General features: G+C 45.2%; 16 protein-coding genes. 6 read left to right on the forward strand and 10 right to left on the reverse strand.

Features of this window, described 5'->3' with window-relative positions; all coding sequences use genetic code 11:
* Positions 1-52 precede the first annotated feature (52 nt).
* Positions 53-1,066 carry an asparaginase gene (gene ansA, locus AOT11_RS01950; RefSeq protein ID WP_017428836.1) on the forward strand — a complete coding sequence of 338 codons (1,014 nt, stop codon included), beginning with the start codon at positions 53-55 and terminating at the stop codon, positions 1,064-1,066.
* A gap of 57 nt (positions 1,067-1,123) precedes the next feature.
* Here the strand turns inward: ansA and AOT11_RS01955 are convergent, their stop codons facing one another.
* Entirely contained in the window at positions 1,124-1,408 is a 285-nt protein-coding gene (locus AOT11_RS01955; RefSeq protein WP_011080935.1) for a YeaC family protein, read from the reverse strand.
* A gap of 104 nt (positions 1,409-1,512) precedes the next feature.
* On the opposite strand from AOT11_RS01955, the gene AOT11_RS01960 reads away from it, so the two are divergent.
* Positions 1,513-2,331, forward strand: a complete 819-nt coding sequence (locus AOT11_RS01960) for a DUF2989 domain-containing protein (RefSeq protein ID WP_026050786.1) — start codon at positions 1,513-1,515, stop codon at positions 2,329-2,331.
* Between the two features lie 197 nt (positions 2,332-2,528).
* Here the strand turns inward: AOT11_RS01960 and msrB are convergent, their stop codons facing one another.
* Positions 2,529-2,945, reverse strand: coding sequence for a peptide-methionine (R)-S-oxide reductase MsrB (gene msrB, locus AOT11_RS01965; protein ID WP_026050785.1), 417 nt, complete (start codon positions 2,943-2,945; stop codon positions 2,529-2,531).
* 336 nt (positions 2,946-3,281) lie between these two features.
* Between msrB and gap the strand changes: the two genes are divergently transcribed.
* The 3 genes from gap (at position 3,282) to AOT11_RS01980 (ending at position 7,589) form a co-directional block, all read left to right on the forward strand.
* Positions 3,282-4,277: a type I glyceraldehyde-3-phosphate dehydrogenase gene (gene gap / locus AOT11_RS01970; protein WP_011080938.1), complete on the forward strand. Its 996-nt coding sequence runs from the start codon at positions 3,282-3,284 to the stop codon at positions 4,275-4,277.
* A 182-nt stretch (positions 4,278-4,459) separates the two neighbouring features.
* Positions 4,460-5,344 carry a D-hexose-6-phosphate mutarotase gene (locus AOT11_RS01975; RefSeq protein WP_026050784.1) on the forward strand — a complete coding sequence of 295 codons (885 nt, stop codon included), beginning with the start codon at positions 4,460-4,462 and terminating at the stop codon, positions 5,342-5,344.
* 208 nt (positions 5,345-5,552) lie between these two features.
* On the forward strand, positions 5,553-7,589 hold the full coding sequence (locus tag AOT11_RS01980; protein ID WP_017428832.1) for a methyl-accepting chemotaxis protein: 2,037 nt from the start codon (positions 5,553-5,555) through the stop codon (positions 7,587-7,589).
* A gap of 62 nt (positions 7,590-7,651) precedes the next feature.
* On the opposite strand, the gene AOT11_RS01985 is transcribed toward AOT11_RS01980, so the two are convergent.
* The gene (locus tag AOT11_RS01985) at positions 7,652-9,340 is read right to left on the reverse strand and encodes an LruC domain-containing protein (RefSeq protein ID WP_017428831.1); all 1,689 of its coding nucleotides are present in this window, start codon (positions 9,338-9,340) and stop codon (positions 7,652-7,654) included.
* Between the two features lie 10 nt (positions 9,341-9,350).
* Positions 9,351-9,827, reverse strand: a complete 477-nt coding sequence (locus AOT11_RS01990) for a hypothetical protein (RefSeq protein WP_017428830.1) — start codon at positions 9,825-9,827, stop codon at positions 9,351-9,353.
* A 365-nt stretch (positions 9,828-10,192) separates the two neighbouring features.
* Here AOT11_RS01990 and AOT11_RS01995 point away from each other — a divergent pair, with 365 nt between their 5' ends.
* Positions 10,193-11,944: an amidohydrolase gene (locus AOT11_RS01995; protein ID WP_017428829.1), complete on the forward strand. Its 1,752-nt coding sequence runs from the start codon at positions 10,193-10,195 to the stop codon at positions 11,942-11,944.
* A 272-nt stretch (positions 11,945-12,216) separates the two neighbouring features.
* Here AOT11_RS01995 and nhaA read toward each other — a convergent pair whose 3' ends face one another.
* The 6 genes from nhaA to AOT11_RS23255 form a co-directional block, all read right to left on the reverse strand.
* Entirely contained in the window at positions 12,217-13,560 is a 1,344-nt protein-coding gene (gene nhaA, locus AOT11_RS02000; RefSeq protein ID WP_026050783.1) for a Na+/H+ antiporter NhaA, read from the reverse strand.
* Positions 13,553-14,545, reverse strand: a complete 993-nt coding sequence (gene hflC / locus AOT11_RS02005) for a protease modulator HflC (RefSeq protein WP_017428827.1) — start codon at positions 14,543-14,545, stop codon at positions 13,553-13,555. Before hflC ends, nhaA begins: the two co-directional genes overlap by 8 nt.
* Complete coding sequence (gene hflK / locus AOT11_RS02010) at positions 14,542-15,600, reverse strand: FtsH protease activity modulator HflK (RefSeq protein WP_223848418.1); 1,059 nt, start codon at positions 15,598-15,600, stop codon at positions 14,542-14,544. Before hflK ends, hflC begins: the two co-directional genes overlap by 4 nt.
* Positions 15,601-16,039: 439 nt before the next feature.
* The gene (locus AOT11_RS02015; protein WP_017428825.1) at positions 16,040-17,224 is read right to left on the reverse strand and encodes an N-acetyltransferase DgcN family protein; all 1,185 of its coding nucleotides are present in this window, start codon (positions 17,222-17,224) and stop codon (positions 16,040-16,042) included.
* A gap of 836 nt (positions 17,225-18,060) precedes the next feature.
* Positions 18,061-18,432 (reverse strand): calcium-binding protein, encoded by a 372-nt coding sequence (locus AOT11_RS02025; RefSeq protein WP_089529790.1) that lies wholly within the window; start codon positions 18,430-18,432, stop codon positions 18,061-18,063.
* Positions 18,369-18,674, reverse strand: coding sequence for a hypothetical protein (locus tag AOT11_RS23255; protein ID WP_172840593.1), 306 nt, complete (start codon positions 18,672-18,674; stop codon positions 18,369-18,371). The genes AOT11_RS02025 and AOT11_RS23255 overlap by 64 nt, the downstream gene beginning before the upstream one ends.
* Positions 18,675-18,710 lie beyond the last annotated feature (36 nt).

The raw sequence follows: 18,710 nt of genomic DNA on the forward strand, positions 1-18,710 counted from the left end.
GTTTTCGCTATAATCGCCGCTCTGTTCCCCTACACCTAAGTGATCACTCACTATGACAAGAAAACACATCTATATTGCCTACACTGGCGGTACTATCGGCATGAAGAAGTCTGATCATGGCTACATTCCTGTCGCTGGTTTCATGGAAAAGCAGTTAGCAAACATGCCGGAATTCCATCGCCCAGAAATGCCGCAATACACCATTCACGAATACGAACCATTGATGGACTCTTCAGATATGACCCCTGAAGATTGGCAACACATTGCCAACGACATTCGTGACAACTATGACAAATACGATGGTTTCGTGATCCTACACGGCACCGATACCATGGCGTATACCGCATCTGCGCTCTCCTTCATGCTGGAAAACCTTGGTAAGCCAGTCATTGTCACAGGCTCTCAAATTCCCTTGGCGGAACTGCGCTCTGACGGCCAAGCAAATCTGCTTAACGCGCTGCATATTGCGGCCAATTACCCGGTTAACGAAGTCACTTTGTTCTTCAACAATCAGTTAATGCGTGGCAACCGCAGTGTGAAATCGCATGCGGATGGCTTTAATGCGTTTACATCGCCAAACTTACCGCCTCTGCTTGAAGCAGGGATCAACATCCAGATCAGCAACAGCATCAAAGTGGGCGCGCAACCAGAAGGCGAATTCAAAGTTCATAACATCACGCCACAACCTATCGGTGTGATCACCATGTACCCAGGCATCTCACACGAAGTGATTCGCAACACTTTACTTCAGCCGGTGAATGCGATGATTCTGTTGACCTTTGGTGTGGGTAACGCGCCACAAAACCCTGAGCTATTGGCCCATCTCAAAGAAGCGTCTGAGCGCGGAGTGATTGTTGTTAACTTAACTCAATGTTTAGCAGGCAAAGTGAATATGGGTGGCTATGCAACTGGCTGCGCCCTCGCAGAAGCAGGCGTGATCAGTGGTTACGATATGACCCCTGAAGCAGCCTTAGCAAAACTTCACTACCTATTGAGTCAGAATCTGTCTTATGAAGAAGTGAAAGCACAAATGCAGCAAGTGCTGCGTGGTGAAATGAGCTTATAAACTAAAAACCTAGAACCTGGATCTATTCTAGGTTCTAGGTTCTAGGTTCTTTAACGACTAATCTCGATTTGGATTAACGCGGACAATATCTTCCTGACCCGATTGAAACTGTTTTTTCAGCTCCGCTTTCGACTTAAAACAGATTTCGCCACCCGCTGCCACTGACATATGCTCAGCATCAATATTGTGCTTAGATTGATACAACATCACAGCTTGCATACAGGAATCTCGCTGCGTTTGTGAAAGTGGTGTACCCTCTGGCCAACGTCCTGTTTCTACTGCATACGTCAGACGTTGGTAAACTTCTGGTGTCATTGCGCTGAGTAGCTGCTCTGTGTTCATAACATACCTTTACACTAACATTTTGTTCACAGAACATATCTGGATACTAAACTGAGTCAAGAAACAGTAAATAAATTGTTGTAATGGATCACAAGCAAATCACTATGAGTAATAAAATTTGGCTACTCGCCCTTAGCATACCGCTGCTACTCAGTGGCTGCTTAGAAGGCAACAAAACCACGGAAGAACTGTGTCAATCTCAACCAGGACTACGCTGTGAAAAACTGAATATGGATGACGGGCAGTGCCGTGTTGCACGTACCGACCTTATTTGGCACCGCTTTGAGGTACTGAAAAGCCCATCCGACAACAACAAGATTAAGGAATACAAGCTAACCGCAGAGTATCGCAAGTGCCTGGAGTTGGCTTCGCAAATTACACCCATCGATCAAACTGCGTTAAAACAAAAACGTTTTAACGCGCTGGTGCATAGTATTTCTGAACTTGAACGTATAGTGCAAGAACTTAGCTCTTCAAGTGAACCTGAAAGCCTCTATTTCCTTTGGAGCCAGACAGGCAATACCAATGCACGTCGTCAGTTTTTACAGATGGAAGGCACACCCGCGCTAGAAACCGCTGAAATGCAATACGCCTTGGCAACGTTTTATACTACACGTGATCAAACGAAAACCATCCAACTGCTTAATCATTCTCTCGAGTTGACCAAAGACGGCAAAGTGAATACCGAAGCGTTAAAGTCATTGGCAAGTACCCATCAAGGGTTACGTCAAATGAAGCAAGCTTACGTTTGGGCAATGGTAGCAAAAGAGTTTGATGTGCCCTTAGCCACAGAACGAGAAATGCAACTGATGTTTGGCTTTAGTGCACAGGAGTACAAACAGCTGGATGCTTTAGCTGAGCAAGTGGCATCTGCGCTCGAAAAAGGGCAATACCGCTCTATGATGATCCCGAGTGACTTGTAGTCTTATACGCTCGTAGCCACATGCATATCGCAATGCTGCTTTAGTTCGGCGCTTATTTTAAAGAACGACGCACTCAAACTAAAAAACCTTCCACATGGAAGGTTTTTGTCTCTTGGCTACTCACGCCATTTTGACTCTTTCAGTATGATTGCTAGACACGATATGACTGAAAGCGGAGAACAGCGTTCGGTGAAAAATCACTCATTAGTTTCAATTTTGTTGAAAATTAACGACACTGAGTTGACACAAAAACGTTCTCCGGTTGTTTTAGGTCCATCAGGAAAAACGTGCCCTAAGTGGCTATCGCATCGTGCACAGCGGATCTCTACTCGCTTCATTCCGTGACTAAAATCATCTAAATACAGGACAGCCATCTCATTAATCGGCGCATCAAAGCTTGGCCAACCACAACCTGAATCGTATTTGTTAACAGAAGAAAACAGCGGCGCATTACAGCAAGTGCATGCATATTCTCCGCTGTCTTTATTGTGCAGTAGTTTGCCACTAAAAGGAGGTTCGGTTCCTTGCTCACGACACACATGGTATTCCTGTTCAGACAATTGCTCACGCCATTGCTGGTCTGACTTGAGCACAACTTTACTTTCTTTTGTCACGTCACTAATTTCCCTTTTTCTTATTAATGTTGACGACTTTTTGTGCAAAAAACTTGCGAAGCATCATGGTTGTAGCACATACTTTCTCACCATCATGTCCTATGTTTTAAAATTGCTTAGAGCACCTGCTCTTGAGTTATTTTACGCCAATTGGTGAGTAGAATAACCGGTTCAAAGTTTAAAAAACGAGCATTTGCAAAGAATTGTTAAAAAAAGCGTCGCTTTTTTTTGACTTTAAACAAGTTAAGTCCGATTATCACTTGCAGATGTTTACTGGATTCTGTAATTTTACTACCAGTTATCTTTAATCAGAAATTAAGTTGTGGAGCAACTATAATGACTATCAAAGTAGGTATTAACGGTTTTGGCCGTATCGGTCGTTTCGTTTTCCGTGCAGCGCAAGAGCGTGCTGACATCGAAGTTGTAGGTATCAACGACCTTATCGACGTAGATTACATGGCTTACATGTTGAAATACGACTCAACTCACGGCCGTTTCAACGGTACTGTTGAAGTTGAAGGCGGTAACCTAATCGTTAACGGTAAAACTGTACGTGTAACTGCTGAGCGTAACCCAGAAGATCTAAAATGGGATGCAATCGGTGTTGACGTAGTAGCTGAAGCAACTGGTCTATTCCTAGACGACGCAACAGCTCGTAAACACATCACAGCTGGTGCTAAGAAAGTTGTTCTAACTGGTCCTTCTAAAGATGCGACTCCAATGTTCGTAATGGGTGTTAACCACACTTCTTACGCTGGTCAAGACATCGTTTCTAACGCTTCTTGTACTACTAACTGTCTAGCTCCTATCGCTAAAGTTCTTAACGACAAGTTCGGTATCGAATCTGGTCTTATGACTACAGTTCACGCTACTACAGCAACTCAAAAAACTGTAGACGGTCCTTCTGCTAAAGACTGGCGCGGTGGTCGTGGTGCTTCTCAGAACATCATCCCATCTTCAACTGGTGCAGCTAAAGCAGTAGGCGTTGTTCTTCCAGAACTAAACGGCAAACTAACTGGTATGGCTTTCCGCGTACCAACTGCTAACGTTTCTGTAGTTGACCTAACTGTTAACCTTAAGAACGGCGCATCTTACGAAGCTATCTGTGCAGCAATGAAAGAAGCTTCTGAAGGCGAACTAAAAGGCGTTCTAGGTTACACTGAAGATGCAGTAGTTTCTCAAGACTTCATCGGTGAAGTTCAAACTTCTGTATTCGATGCTAAAGCTGGTATCGCTCTAACTGATAACTTCGTTAAAGTTGTATCTTGGTACGACAACGAAATCGGTTACTCAAACAAAGTTCTAGACCTAATTGCTCACATCTCTAAGTAATTTCTACTTAGTAAAATAAGCACTTAGCGAAGAATTTCGTTAGACAAAAAGGCGACCTTAGGTCGCCTTTTTAGTATCACGGATTTGAGGTTAGCAATGGAGCTTTAGACTCTCAGCAGTGTCTGACTTCACGGTCCGTTTCTAAAACGAATCTTTTGAAACTGATTGTTAAGGAAATTCAGATGGATCTTAATTCACTTCCGGCGCTGACTGTCCTGTCTGATTGCGTCACCATTGTTGAAAAAGACAATGTCAAAATTGTTCGTGTGATTCACGAGAAAGCAACCGCAGGTATCTCTTTGTTTGGCGGCCATGTCGTCTCCTACCAGCCAGCGGGTCAAGCTGACATCATTTGGATGAGTGACAAGGCTGTATTTGATGGTAAAACTGCGCTGCGTGGCGGTATTCCGGTGTGTTGGCCTTGGTTTGGCCGCATTGCCGCACCTGCACACGGCTTTGCTCGCACTTCAGAATGGGAACTAGTTGAACACCGCGAAAACAACAACGGTGTGATCGTTGAACTCGCCTTATTCCCGACAGAAGAGTTGCACAATCTCTGGCCTCATATGTTTGATGTCCGCCTAGTCGTCGAGATCGGTGACGAACTGAAAGTGTCACTCAACATTCTTAATATTGATGATGAGGCATTCACTTTCTCGAGTGCGCTGCATACCTATTTGAACGTCGGTGATATTGAGCAGACTCAAACTATGGGCATGGGCTCTGAGTACATTGACAGTTTGAAAGCGGGCGAACTATGCCATGGTGGTGAAGTTTTACAATTGACCGACACGATCGATCGCGTCTACACGCAACCTGAGAAAGAGATTGTGGTTAAAGACCCAGTCATTGAACGTACTCTGTGCATTGAAAACCAAGGTCACAACAGCGCCGTGCTTTGGAACCCTTGGGCTCAAGGTGCCGCTGGCATGGCGGACATGAGCGATGACGGTTACAAAACCATGCTGTGTGTAGAATCCACTCTGCATGCAGACAGTATTATTCAGGGCAAAACGCTCAACCCAGGCGAAAGTCACCAGTTAACTACTGTGCTTTCTGCACGTTAAAGCTGACCATCGTTCAAACGCAGTGGGCAAATGTTCACTGCGTTATTTATCCCATCCGTTCTCTGGTCATTCCATCACCACAAATGAGCAATTACTTAATAAATATCAATTAATTCTATCAATCTTCGGCTATTATCCCTTCCATTATTACAATCTATTCTTTCAAACATACATCGTGTAGAGGCTGCTGATTTCAGCAGGAATAACAGTGCTAGAAAAATATAAAAATCAAAGCGTCGGTTTTCAGTTAAAACTGGTGATTACGCTATGCCTTATCATCGCCTTTGGCGGAACCGCCACTCTTGTCTATCGTAATGCATCTGACGTGCTACTCGAAAACACGCTTCGGGAACACCAATCAAAAGTGGAATCAATGGCCGCAACCATTGCGGGCCAGTTTGATGCCTATTTACAAACCGCGAAGGTACTTGAATCCACTTTCCGCAACGGCTACTTGGCCGGTATTTATGTGGAAGATTACCAAGTGGATTTTAATGGCAAATCGCTGCGTAATATCACGCAATACGGTGAAAGCCTGATTAATGACACCAAACTTGTCGACAGTTTCACGCGAGATACTGGCGCAGTAGCGACTATTTTTGCTCCGTTTGGCGATGATTTTATTCGCGTTTCAACCTCGCTAAAAAATCCTTCAGGACAACGAGTTGTTGGTACCACTTTAGGCTACAACCACCCAGCCTATCAGAAGCTCCGCGCGGGACAGGCCTATTACGCGCAAGTGAAGTTGTTTGGTGAAAGCTACATTACCTATTACTCGCCCATTCTTGACGCACAGAACAAAGTCACTGGTGTTTCTTTCATTGGCTTACCCGTGCAAAAAGCAACAGAAGATCTCTTTAGTGCGTTGAATCAGGTGAAATGGGGTGACACAGGTTACACCATCGTCGTTGATAACGAGCAAAGCAACCTTGGTAAGTACTTGCTGCATCCAACCCGAACCCAACATGACCCTTCTATTATCGATACCGCAGATTACGACGGCAACAAACCCTATGTCGCGATTTTTGAAAACAAAAGCGGTTTGATTCGCTACCGCCATGAATATCAAGGTACTGTTGGGGAGAAATACCTCGTCTATACTGAAATTCCTGGCTGGAACTGGAAGCTTCTTGGCGGCACCTTCATTTCAGAAGTGACGAAAGGAAGTCAAACGCTGCTTAAATTGATTATCGCCATTGCCACAGCCGTAGCCGTTGCTACATTTGCGATCTTGACGTTTGCCATCAATCGCAATCTTCACCCTTTGACGACCTTAAATGCTCTGATGGCAAGGCTTGCTAAAGGTGAAGTGAGCATTCAAATTGCGAGCACGGGTCAGCCTTCAAAAAATGAGATCACCAACCTAACCAACGGCGTTGCCAACATGGCAAATCAGCTCAACATGCTGGTAGGCGAAATTCGTCAAACGGCTGAAACCGTGTATATCGCGTCACACAGTGTTTCTGAAGATGCGGGCAATAACCTATCTCAGGCAGATCGCCAACAGGAACAGGTGGAGCAAGTGGTGACGGCCATTGAAGAGATGGCCACCTCCGCTCAGTCGGTCGCTCAACAAGTGGAGAGCATTGCGGATAACGTTCGCAGTGCGAATGAGGATAGTCAATCTGGATTGAGCCTAGTAGAAGGTGTCTGCATTGATGTAGCAGAACTGAATGATCAACTTGATCGCTCTGCCCATGCCATCAAACAAGTCAACACCGACAGCGAAAGCATTCAAACCGTGACGAAAATGATCGATGAAATTGCGGAGCAAACCAATTTACTGGCACTGAATGCCGCCATCGAAGCTGCGCGAGCCGGCGAACAAGGCCGTGGCTTTGCTGTGGTTGCTGATGAAGTAAGAACGCTTGCTCACCGTACCCAAACTTCAGTCAAGGATGTGGTTCAGATTATCGAGAAACTTAAAGCATCCACGGGTAATGCGGTGGGGCTGATGAGCCAAAGCCAGCAAAGTGCTAATCAAGTGCTTGATAAGGCACAAGAAGCAGGTAGCTCCCTAGAAGCCATTGCGAGCCAAGTTCACGCCATCGCGGCGCAAGCGGAAACCATTGCCGCCACCTCAGAGCAACAAGCTCAAGTGTCGCAAGAAATCGCGGCCAATGCGCACTCGATCAGCGATCTTAACCGACAGAGCCGAGCCACTAGCGCGCAAACGTCTGAAAGTGCTGAAGAGCTGCAAAAACAGGCGAATTCACTTAAATCGCAAGTCGACTTTTTCCATTAATTTGTAGAGCGACCAAAAACAAAGGGCGAGTTTTCGCCCTTTGTTGTCTTTTACGTTGAGTGTTAATTACACTTCCAGCACTTCCCTTTAACCCGAGTGTTAAACCAAGTTGTAGAACTCACACCTCCAGACTCAGCCCAATCCACTACCTGCGGATAAGCCAAGGTGCTATCAATGTTTTCATAAGGGTGTTTCCAAGCGGTTGGAATCGAAAGTGCCCAAGGTAATCCTTCAGCCGTTAAATAAAACTCGCCTGCCTGTGCGTCTGTGACGTCTACCCCTTGGCCAAACGAGTTGCTATTGGCGAGATCACTGCTTGGGTAGTTCATCAAGTGCACTTCCCGGCCTCTTTGTGCTGCTCGGTAGATAAAGGGATTCAGCGTATGGCTGGCAAGTGGTGGCATCGAGCTCTTGAGTATGAGAGAGACACTGTAATCGACGACAGGTCTGTCATCACCCATCTCTGTGTTATAAAAATCACTGTTGGCATCGCCAGGTAACAAAGCACTGATGCTTTCTAAAACCACGAAGACCAACTCGCCACTGTGTCCATTTTCAGCCGCCACGCTGGCACTGACGCCATCGACGACACGTGTCAAACTGCTCACATCGGCAGATTCTATGCCCGCGATCGACAAGGCAAAACGATTATCCACAGACGCCCCTCTTGCTACCGCCTGACCAGTAAAATCTAGACGAGTAATCTGATTGTTCGCGTTGGTGTACACCTCGTACGCGTAATGTGAGACAAAATCGTTGAGATCGTAATCGCCAGCAAATGGCCACATGTCTTCATAAGTTAGCGTATACCAACCGGAAGTAGGGGTACGTGCGTAAAAGGCAATGGTCGGGTCGTTAGGTGCATAATCGTTGGCATCCGCCACACCATCTCCATCTGAATCCCCTATTTCAGGCCATTCTATTTCGGTGATATCGCTGATTAAACCATTGGCATCTTCGGCTTGCACTTGCACTTTCCAGCGCTCACCATTGTTGGTTTGAGAAGCTGATACACTTGCGCCGGTATGATTATTTTTCCCCGCAAACTCATCATCGACAAAGAATCCCTGCCCAACATCAACAAACCAACGATAGTTGTAACTGACGGAATCACCATCGGGATCGGCGGGAGTCGGGCCAATAATCGACACGACCAAGTCATCATTGGTCGATAGCCCTTGACTTCGGCTTAGCTCAGGAACAGAAGGCGGTGTATTGCTCGTGACCAAATAGGTCACCGTCATTAAGCTGTAGTCTAACGTCGTTAGCCAGCCGCCATTATTCATATCAATATCCAAAAAGACATTCACTAAACCATCATTAAGCGACGCTATCGGCAGAGCAAACTCAGTAATCGACCATGTATTGTTGGTCCCTTGTAAAAATCCAGGATTCAGTTGAACACCATCGACAGAAACGCCGTCGTATTCACCGTTTTCACCACGAAAGGCTTCTGAATCGACATCGTATGCATAGATGGTCAATTTCGCTTCAAGAACCTGAGCGCCATCAGGGATCGCTATTGTGTGCTGCCAGCCATAATCTTGATTGGCATTGCTATAGATGCCAAAACCATAGGCACCTGGCGAGACATAGTGTGGCGCACTACTGCTTTCATCAACCGTTTGAGTAATCGTGACAGAACCATCAGCGTTGACGACTTGGGTGTTGTTCGTTGCGGCCGCCCAAGCCACTGGGCTCAGCAAACAGAGAGAAACGGCAAATGGGCTAAAATGCTTAGTTGATGTCATGGTCGTTCTCCTAATCCGAGTCCAGCGCGATATCGCAGCCAACCGTAATTTCATCGACAATCACAGCGATATCAGTATGAGATACGCATTCAATGCCACGCACGCTCGACATCGCTTTGATGGCTTGCCAATGCCCAGCCAACTCAATTTGATAGGTCAGTTCCCCCGAGACATCGGTGAGGCCAGTAAACATGGCGACTGAATCTTCTGCGTCGCCAACCACGCTAAACAAATGCACCACATGTTGGCCGCGGATGGGCATTGACTCCCCGCCCTGCTGACTAAAATTGCTCACCAGCTTAATCGTGACCTGCCGATGTTCGCTCCCTTTCCATTCGAAGCCAGTCGGTGCGGTAATATCGCTAAACTGGGTTTGAACTTCGGGCGTAGGGGCAGAACCAGATCCGCCTCCGTCTCCACCACCGCAACCCGTCAAAAGCCCTAAACTGACGGTCCCCCAAACCACTGCTTTCGTGAAATCGTTCATCGTCGCTCTCCCTTCGTGTTTTTAGAACACTTAGCGAAAGGTGTGCCAATCCGCATCCAACTGATTTTTAATAAAAATATTACTTTCCTCAGTGAGAGTTACTGAGATTTCTTTGAATGATTCTCAAATTAGGAAGACCGCAAAGACAAGGAAAACAGCGCTAACCAAGCGGATTAACCTTTGGCGTCACAGCCAAACAACGGGATAAGAAGAACACCTAACCAACCTTTTTAAACAATAAGATAGATATACCCATCATCATTTTTGATACTGAACCAACATCCTTTGATAGCCATAATTGCAAACCGTCTTCGACTCAGTAATATGAACCTGAATGATTACCTTTCCTCCAACGGGAGTAAAAAATGAAAGCACCTTGGATACCTGTCGCCCTTTCTGGGCTTGCCTTAACGGGCTGTTTTTCTGATAAAGATGACACAACCTTAGCCACAGCTCAGCCACTAAAAGTAACCGCGGCGGATGCCATCTACTATGGTGGAGAGATCCTAACAATGGCGGGTGATGGTCCGGAATACGCTGAAGCTGTCGCCACGTTGGATGAAAAAATCATTTACGTCGGAACAAAAGAGGGCGCCATGGAACATAAGTTTGGACAAACCCAACTTATCGACCTCAAAGGCAAAACCATGTTGCCAGGTTTTGTTGACCCACACAGCCACGTTTATGGTGTTGGCTTACAAGCCATGGTTGCTAATGTCCTTCCGCCACCCGATGGTGGTGCAAACACGGTCGCCAAGATTATTGAGATCCTAAAGGCCTCTGAGCAAGATGAAACCAAGAAGCTTTTCATCGAGAAAACCGGATGGATTCTTGGCTTTGGTTATGATGATTCACTGCTCGATTACTATCCAACCAAAGCCGATTTGGACAAGGTAAGTACTGATAAACCCGTTTTGATCATTCACACCTCCGGACACCTTAGCGTCGCCAACAGTAAAGCGCTTGAGATGGTTGGCATCACCGCCAAAAGTAAAAATCCCGAAGGTGGGGTAATCCGTCGCATGCCCGATAGCCAAGAACCTAATGGCGTACTGGAAGAAAATGCACACTTTGCCACGCTCTTCCGCTTAACCATGCTCATCGACCAAGAACTGCAAGATATGATGCTGGCCGCATCACAGAACATGTACGCACAATATGGCTACACCACCGCACAAGAGGGACGAGCAACAAAAGAAGGCTATGAAGCACTGAAACGCGCTGCGAAACAAGGAGATTTGTTGATTGATGTGGTGGCGTATGCCGATATGGCCACCAGCAGTGATTTCATGACGTCAGAATACCACTCACCTCAATACACCAGTCACTTCCGAATTGGAGGTGTAAAACTGAACTTCGATGGCTCACCTCAAGGGAAAACGGCTTGGTTAACCCAACCGTACTTTCATCCGCCTCATGGACAAAAGAAAGATTACGCAGGCTACCCAACCTTTACTGACACACAAGCATTTGAGTACGTTGAAACTGCGTTCAAAAATGGTTGGCAAGTACTAACCCACAGCAATGGTGACGCCGCGATTGAACAATTTATCGACGCGGTGACCGCGGCCAATAATAAACTCGGAAAACAAGACCGACGCCCTGTCTTGATTCACGGCCAAACCATCCGCGAAGACCAAATCCAGCGCCTCGCAGAGCAAGGCATTTTCCCTTCCCTCTTCCCAATGCATACGTTTTATTGGGGAGATTGGCATCGTGACTCAGTGCTTGGCCATCCTCGAGCTGATTTTATTTCACCGACCAAAGCCGTACGTGATGCTGGATTGATGTTTAGTACGCATCATGACGCTCCGGTTGCCCTGCCCGACGCGTTTCGGGTGCTTGATGCAACGGTCAACCGCACCACCCGCACAAACAAAGTGCTCGGTCCCGATCAGCGCGTTGATGCCTACACCGCATTGAGAGCGATGACCATTTGGCCCGCTTACCAACATTTTGAAGAAGCAATGAAAGGCAGTATCGAAGTGGGGAAAAACGCCGATTTCATTCTGCTAGATAAGAATCCTCTCAAAGTGGAGAGCGCGACGTTAAAAGACTTACAAGTCCAACAAACCATCAGCCGTGGGAAAGTGGTCTTTACCAATACGGCCCGCTAAGGCAATTTCGCCCTCTAATTTCTCTATTGCGGGAAGTTAGGGGGCTGAGAGTAAAAGCGAGGGACTAGGGACTAGGGACTAGGGACTAGGGACTAGGGACTAGGGACTAGCAAGCCAGAAACCTAGAAACCTAGCAAACTAGCAAACTAGCAAACTAGCCAAAGCTTTCCAGAAATCGAATGAGGCTAAAAAGCAAAAAGCCGCCCTAAAGGCTCATGCCTATCACTACAGGACAGTAACTCGGTTGTGTGTGTATTTCGTCACGATAGAGCTTAAGTCCCCTTTTGTTTTTCTCTAGCCGCGAAATACCTTAAACAGAGGAAACCAATTAAAGCCGAAGTAATGGACGCGATGAAGATACCCAATTTCGCAGCATTGATTTGGTCTGGGTTATACGCTAGTTCCGCGATGAATAGTGCCATAGTAAAACCAATACCAGCCAACATACCTCCCCCAAATACCATTCCCCAATTCAAATTTTCAGGCAATTTCGCGATCCCTAGCCAGACAGCAATCCAACTAAACAAGACAATACCGATAGGTTTACCAAAAACAAAACCCACAAAAACAGCCAGCGTAATAGGAGACGTTAGGTTTACACTGGTTAATGAAACTCCCGCGTTAGCAAGAGCAAACAACGGTAAAACAACAAACCCGACCCAAGGATGAAGCAACATTTCCAGCCGCTCTACAGGTGAAAGCGTTTCTCGTGCAGCCGCCGCTGCGGTTTTTAAAATCTCTCCTTCTCTCTTGTCCCCACTCCATTGTTGACTAGGTGAAGATGGCACTAAAGCCTCCATAATGATAAAAAGATGCTGCCTACTCATCCATTTATTCGTGGGGGTTAGTAAGCCGAGAATCACTCCTGTAATCGTTGGATGAACACCAGACATATCGATAACCAACCATATTGCTCCGCCGACAATAGAAAAGAGTACAAGACTACGGACCCCTAAGAAAGCCATCGCACGAACAAGCATAAAGCCCAACAACGCATAGGATAACACCTGCCAGTCAACCGCTTCTCCGTAACCAATAGCGACAACAAAGATCGCACCGATATCATCCACCACGGCCATTGATAACATGAATATCCGCAAACTGCTTGGAATGCTTCGCCCTAAGAGTGCAAGACATCCGATCACAAAGGCGGTATCTGTTGCCATGACCGTCCCCCAACCATGCTGACCGGATTCACCGTACTGTAGAAGTAAGTAAAAAAGAGGCGGGATCGACATGCCTCCAAGAGCAGCAGCAATGGAAAGGAGAGCTAATTGGGGATTGCGAAGTTCACCTAGCGCTAACTCACGCTTAAGCTCCAAGGCAATAAGAAAGAAAAATAGGGTCATTCCGGCATCATTGACCCATTTGTGTAATGAACGCTCAAAAACCAAATCACCAACCGTCATCCCTAGCGAAATCTGCCAAAAACGAGCAAACTCCTCACTTAAATGTGAGTTAGCCAATAAAACAGCTAAGAGCGTTGAAATAAACAGTACAATTCCAGCGGCAGATTCAATATGAATAAAACGGTATATAGGACGAGATAACCAATCAATGTACTCTCTTGGTAGCCGGGTCAGATTAATGGCTGCTCTCTTCTTTCTTTTAGTCATTGCTTTCAGCCGTGCCATTTAAGCTACCTTCAACACCATTAAGAAACTTGAATAATTCACTATTAGTAGACAAAACCAGTGTTGTGTTTTCTGCCAGGACAGTTGAGTAAGACTGCATCGTTCGTGTGAACTCATACAGACGTGTTGCTTCAGGGTTTTTATTGTAAGCTGACGCATAAATTTCAGCAGCTTTCGCATCGGCTTGCCCTCGAATCTCTTCTACCTCTCGATAGGCCTCAGACTGGATCATATTCAAATCTCTGATCCGGTCACCTCGGATCCTTGCTGCTTCCCCATTGCCTTCCGACAAAAAACGTTCTGCAATTTGACGACGTTCACTGACCATTCGCTCGTAAATTTTGGGACGAACACTCTCATTGTAGTTAATACGTTTGAAACGAATATCGAGCAGTTCAATACCAAAAATTTTTATTTTTTCTGCCGCGGCTAAGAATATTTCTTGTTCTACTAGTTGACGACCTTTTTGAATAGGCACGAGAGCGCCAATTTTTAACGCTCTTTCAGCCTCGCTCAGTAAGGGGTCTCGCAACGGTTTTCGATTTTTGTTTGTTCGGATTATTTCTATCAGTTCATGTTTTGCCACTGCATTTCGTGTTTCACTACCCAAAATATCGTCCAGCCGTGATTGTGCACTGCGCTCATCTTTGAGACGTAAGAAGTATTGAAGCGGATCGATAATTCGCCACCGAGCAAATAGGTCTACAGAAATATACAGTTTGTCTTTTGTTGGCATATCAGAAGGTCGTCCATCCCACTCCAAGACACGTTTATCGATCATGTTTATTTCTTGAATGTAGGGTATTTTTATCTTCAATCCCGCATTCACAATAGGCGTCCCGATAGGCTTGCCAAACTGAGTGATAACGACCTGTTGAACTTCATTAACCGTATACAATGCATTGTATAGGCTAAGAGACACACCCAAAATCAATGCGATTACAAGCCCTACGTTAATCGGTTTCATTTTGCATCTCCTTGTATTTTATTGAGATCAAGCAGGGGCAAAATACTGTTGCTTCGCTCATCAATGATAATCTTGGTGCGAATATTCGGTAAGACGACCTGCATTGTTTCAAGATAGATTCTTCGCAAAGTCACTTCAGGTGCTTTAACGTACTCAAGCAGTAAAGCATTGAAACGAGCCGTATCCCCCTCTGCCTCATTAATGCGTTTTAAGCGATAACCATCAGCTTCTCTGATTCGCTGATCTTTTTCTCCTAGCGCTAAAGGGATCACTTTGTTGTAATCTCTACGAGCTTCGTTAATCAGTTTCTCTTTTTCTTGTTGAGCTTGATTTACTTCATTGAACGACGCTTGGACAGGTTGAGGTGGGTTGATGTTTTTCAACTGAACTTGGTCAATTCTTATCCCTAAGACATATTTCGTAGAGAGCGCTTGCATTTTTGATAGAGCTTCGGACTCAATTTCTTGCCGACCTATGGTGATCACTTCATCCACAGTCCTATCACCTACCACTTCGCGCATCACAGATTCAGAAACATATCGAAGGGTCTCGCTAGGCTCACGGACTTCGAATAGAAAATGGATGGGTTCAGAGATTCTATACTGCACCACCCACTCGACAAGCGCGGCATTTAAATCACCAGTCACCATTTGCATTTCTTGATGCCGAGAGTTGATTCGAGGATTTTGGTGCGGATCACTTGCCCCTGGAGTAATAAACCCAAATTCTTGTTTGAGCTGTCGCTTCACCGGCACTATTTTTACGGCATCGATACCAAGTGGCATCTTTAAATGAAGCCCAGCAGGAACACTATGAACATATTTCCCAAACCGCTGTATCACCGCAACAGAATCGCTCGGCACTGTGTAAAAGACGCTCCAGGAAATGGACGTTAGAAGGAAGACGATAAGAGGAATAAATAAACTTGAATACCTACCGTTTGGAAGCCTTTTCTTAAAATGGTGAAAGAGAGTGTAGAAAGCTTCACCAAAATTAGGAGGATCTTGTTTTCCTCCCCCCCAGGGGTTTCGCGAAAGATGAATACGTTGGCTCATGAGCATGCCCTCCGGCTTTAGGGGGAACATTTTTAACCCACTCGGTTTATGCATTGAGGGATAGCCCGAAGTAACAAGGCCATATTTCGTGTCATATTCCAAAGCTTCTCTAAACGTTGTGTCCAGGAGTGCAACTAGATGCTTTAACAAAGAACGACACGTTTAAAAGAGAGGAACAATTGCTTTTAAACGCCTATTTTTCATCAATTCATCCGCTTTAAAGGCCTACTCTTACCTACCAAGATAAAATAAAAATGGTATCCAATAGGATAAATGTGAAAAAGCGACTTTTAGTAGTAGCGCTGAACGTTTTTTCAAGAAAAATCGGAAGAAATACAAAATAACCCTTCAATATAAGGTCACTAAGCAAGCGAAAAATATGCCTGTTAAGCACAAGTATACTGAATAAATTCAATATACTTGGCTAAAATTCAGTTAACTAGATAGTGATAGAATCAAGATCTAACTCTGGGAACATCTCCATCACCATTTCAACTAGAACTTCATCTGAAACAGTAAACAGCTCTGCCACTGGACGATGATACTTGTCGGCATAGTGAGAAATCACTTCCGCGGTAGATTGCTCATCCAAACCTTGACTGTTTAATGTAATGCCTATAACGGGTACACCAGCAAACAGCTCTATTAACTCTATTTCTGTATCCAAATCAGGCATAAAATATTGCTCACTACCACTCAAGTAGACCCTCGTTGGAGAGTGTTGAAGGATTACCGCATGTGGTTGCGAGCCACGGATAATCGATGCACTAGTACAAAAACAGGGGTGGCTTAATGCACCTTGCCCTTCAATCACAATGACATCAGGTCCTTCTTCTTCGTATGCTTCAACAACAACGGCTTCTAACTCTCCAACACAATACTGTGAAGGTATGGCTTCAAGTGCGATCCCATGGCGTGCTCCTTGGATCAACCCCGTTTGCCCTGTAGCAATCATGACGACATTTAAACCGTATCTTTCGAGGACTTTCGTCAACGCCAATGCAGTGGTGCGTTTGCCAATAGCACAATCCGTACCCATGACTAAAATCCTTGGGCAAAGAACGGTTTGGAGACGGTTCGCAAACAGCTCAAGTTCATCAATTGGCCTTGGTTTGATGACATCAATAATCCGAACATGATTCTTTTTGGCCGCTTCCATAAATTCTGGGTCGTCCGTTAAAAATTCATGTAGGCCAATCACAATGTTCATCCCCAATCTCATTGCGGTGAGGATTAGCTGTCTTTCTTCAAGAGATAAACGCCCACTCTCAGGAGAAAGACCGTAAATAAAGTATTCCGGAATCCAATCAGAAACCGCGATCGCTTGACTTAAACTAGAACAAATAGGAACGCCATTGTCATGCCCATAAAGATAAGCTCCACTATCTTGACCTGCTTTGGTGCTGTCGATAACAGATACGATCTTGAACCGATTCGACTCGCGTACCAACCCGTTAGTTGTTTTGCCTTTAGACTCACCAAAGAAGCCCTCGCAGTAAACAACCGCAGTCTCCCTTTGTTGCCTCAATAAATTGGGTTTAGGTAACGCTCTACTTCTTGGTAAAGAGTACAAGTTTTCTACGTTGCTCAGTTTTGAGCTCATTTTACGTGTTGGGTGTAACATGATTTACCTAACTTCGTTAGGCTTAGAAGGGCACTATGGGGAGGATAATCAATCCAGAATCAACAAAATGTCCCACTAAGCTGTGGGGGGTCACGAACTAGCCTACCATAGTTTTCGATATTTAATACTTAATTTGTACACTTTTTAACCAAACTTGTTGTTTAAGAACTTCCGACCATTTTCAATGCGTGGAGGCACACCAAACTTCATTGTTTGGTGGTTGCCCTTAAACGTATGCTTCGGAATAAGTGCCTTTGTGAACCGTCACAAAAAAATCTGGTGTGTATATCGGCAATTTCGGTTATTGAACTGATAGTGGAAGCCAAAAGGTTGAGAGGTAAAACTCTTGATGTTTGGGTTGTATTCGAGGTGAAAACAGAAATCGAATTCCAAAATGGAAAGAGTGCGAACAACAGCATCGTTCTTCAAGCTCATGAACTTACAGATGTTGTGTATGTGAGATGATTTCTTAGTTTGGTCAAACATAGCCAAGTCACTTTGTTGTAAACCGACAACAAAAAAATAGACTATGAAAACTTATGGTGCAAATATGAAGAAAGCCTGCAATTTATGCGAACATATATTGCAGGCTTCATAATGTGATGCTTGCAGCATAAGTCTGCATAGCCAGAACGAGCTTTCAAATAGTTACAAAGATATTTGCAGAATAAGTTCACATAAGATTGCATCAAAAGATTACAAATTTAGATAACCACTCAAATTGAGCGTAGTAAATTTACCACTTTCTTAGATGACTTATAGAGAGTGAATTCGATCGATACTCTGCATGCCGCGCACGCAGAGTATCGTATTTCATCATCGATAGATGATTACCTTTAGAGCTGGATCTGTGCGCTGACAACTAAGTTGGGTGAGAATGAAGATGTAACACTGTCAATAACAGCGTTATTTGTCACGCTTTCTCGCGTATCAAAAGCACCCATCGCTTGGACGAGTAAGTCCGTATTTATGACTGGTTCCACATAGTCTGGGAGTTCAAACGGCGATACCTTACTACCATCACTCAACACCACTTCTTCAATGCGGTACCGTTTGTCGGTATACGCATTCTCTATCGTAATCGAATCCCCAGAATCAAGACCTCCAATCATGAGCACCATATGATTACCGTTTCGACGCAACGTTAACTCGTCTCGGCTAATCCCTTCACCCAAGACAATCCGGTCGACTTGATTCCAACCGTCCACGGAGCTCCAATTGTTATGGTCATAGTCGTTGATGGTGTCCTGCCCGTCCCTCGATTAAATACATACGTCTCAGCACCCGCACTGCCTTCTAGACGATCATTACCTTGACCACCATTGAACGTGTTGACGGCCTTGCGCACATGATCACGTTGATAGTATGCATCCACGCTGCGATTCACCTTGAGAAGGTCATCACCCTCTCCTCCTTCCAGCGTGTTTGAGCCACTACCATTGACTGTCAAGGTATCGTTGCCCACACCACCAAAAAGTTGGTCATC

Origin of the sequence: Vibrio vulnificus NBRC 15645 = ATCC 27562 (assembly GCF_002224265.1) — a bacterium.
GTDB lineage: Bacteria > Pseudomonadota > Gammaproteobacteria > Enterobacterales > Vibrionaceae > Vibrio > Vibrio vulnificus.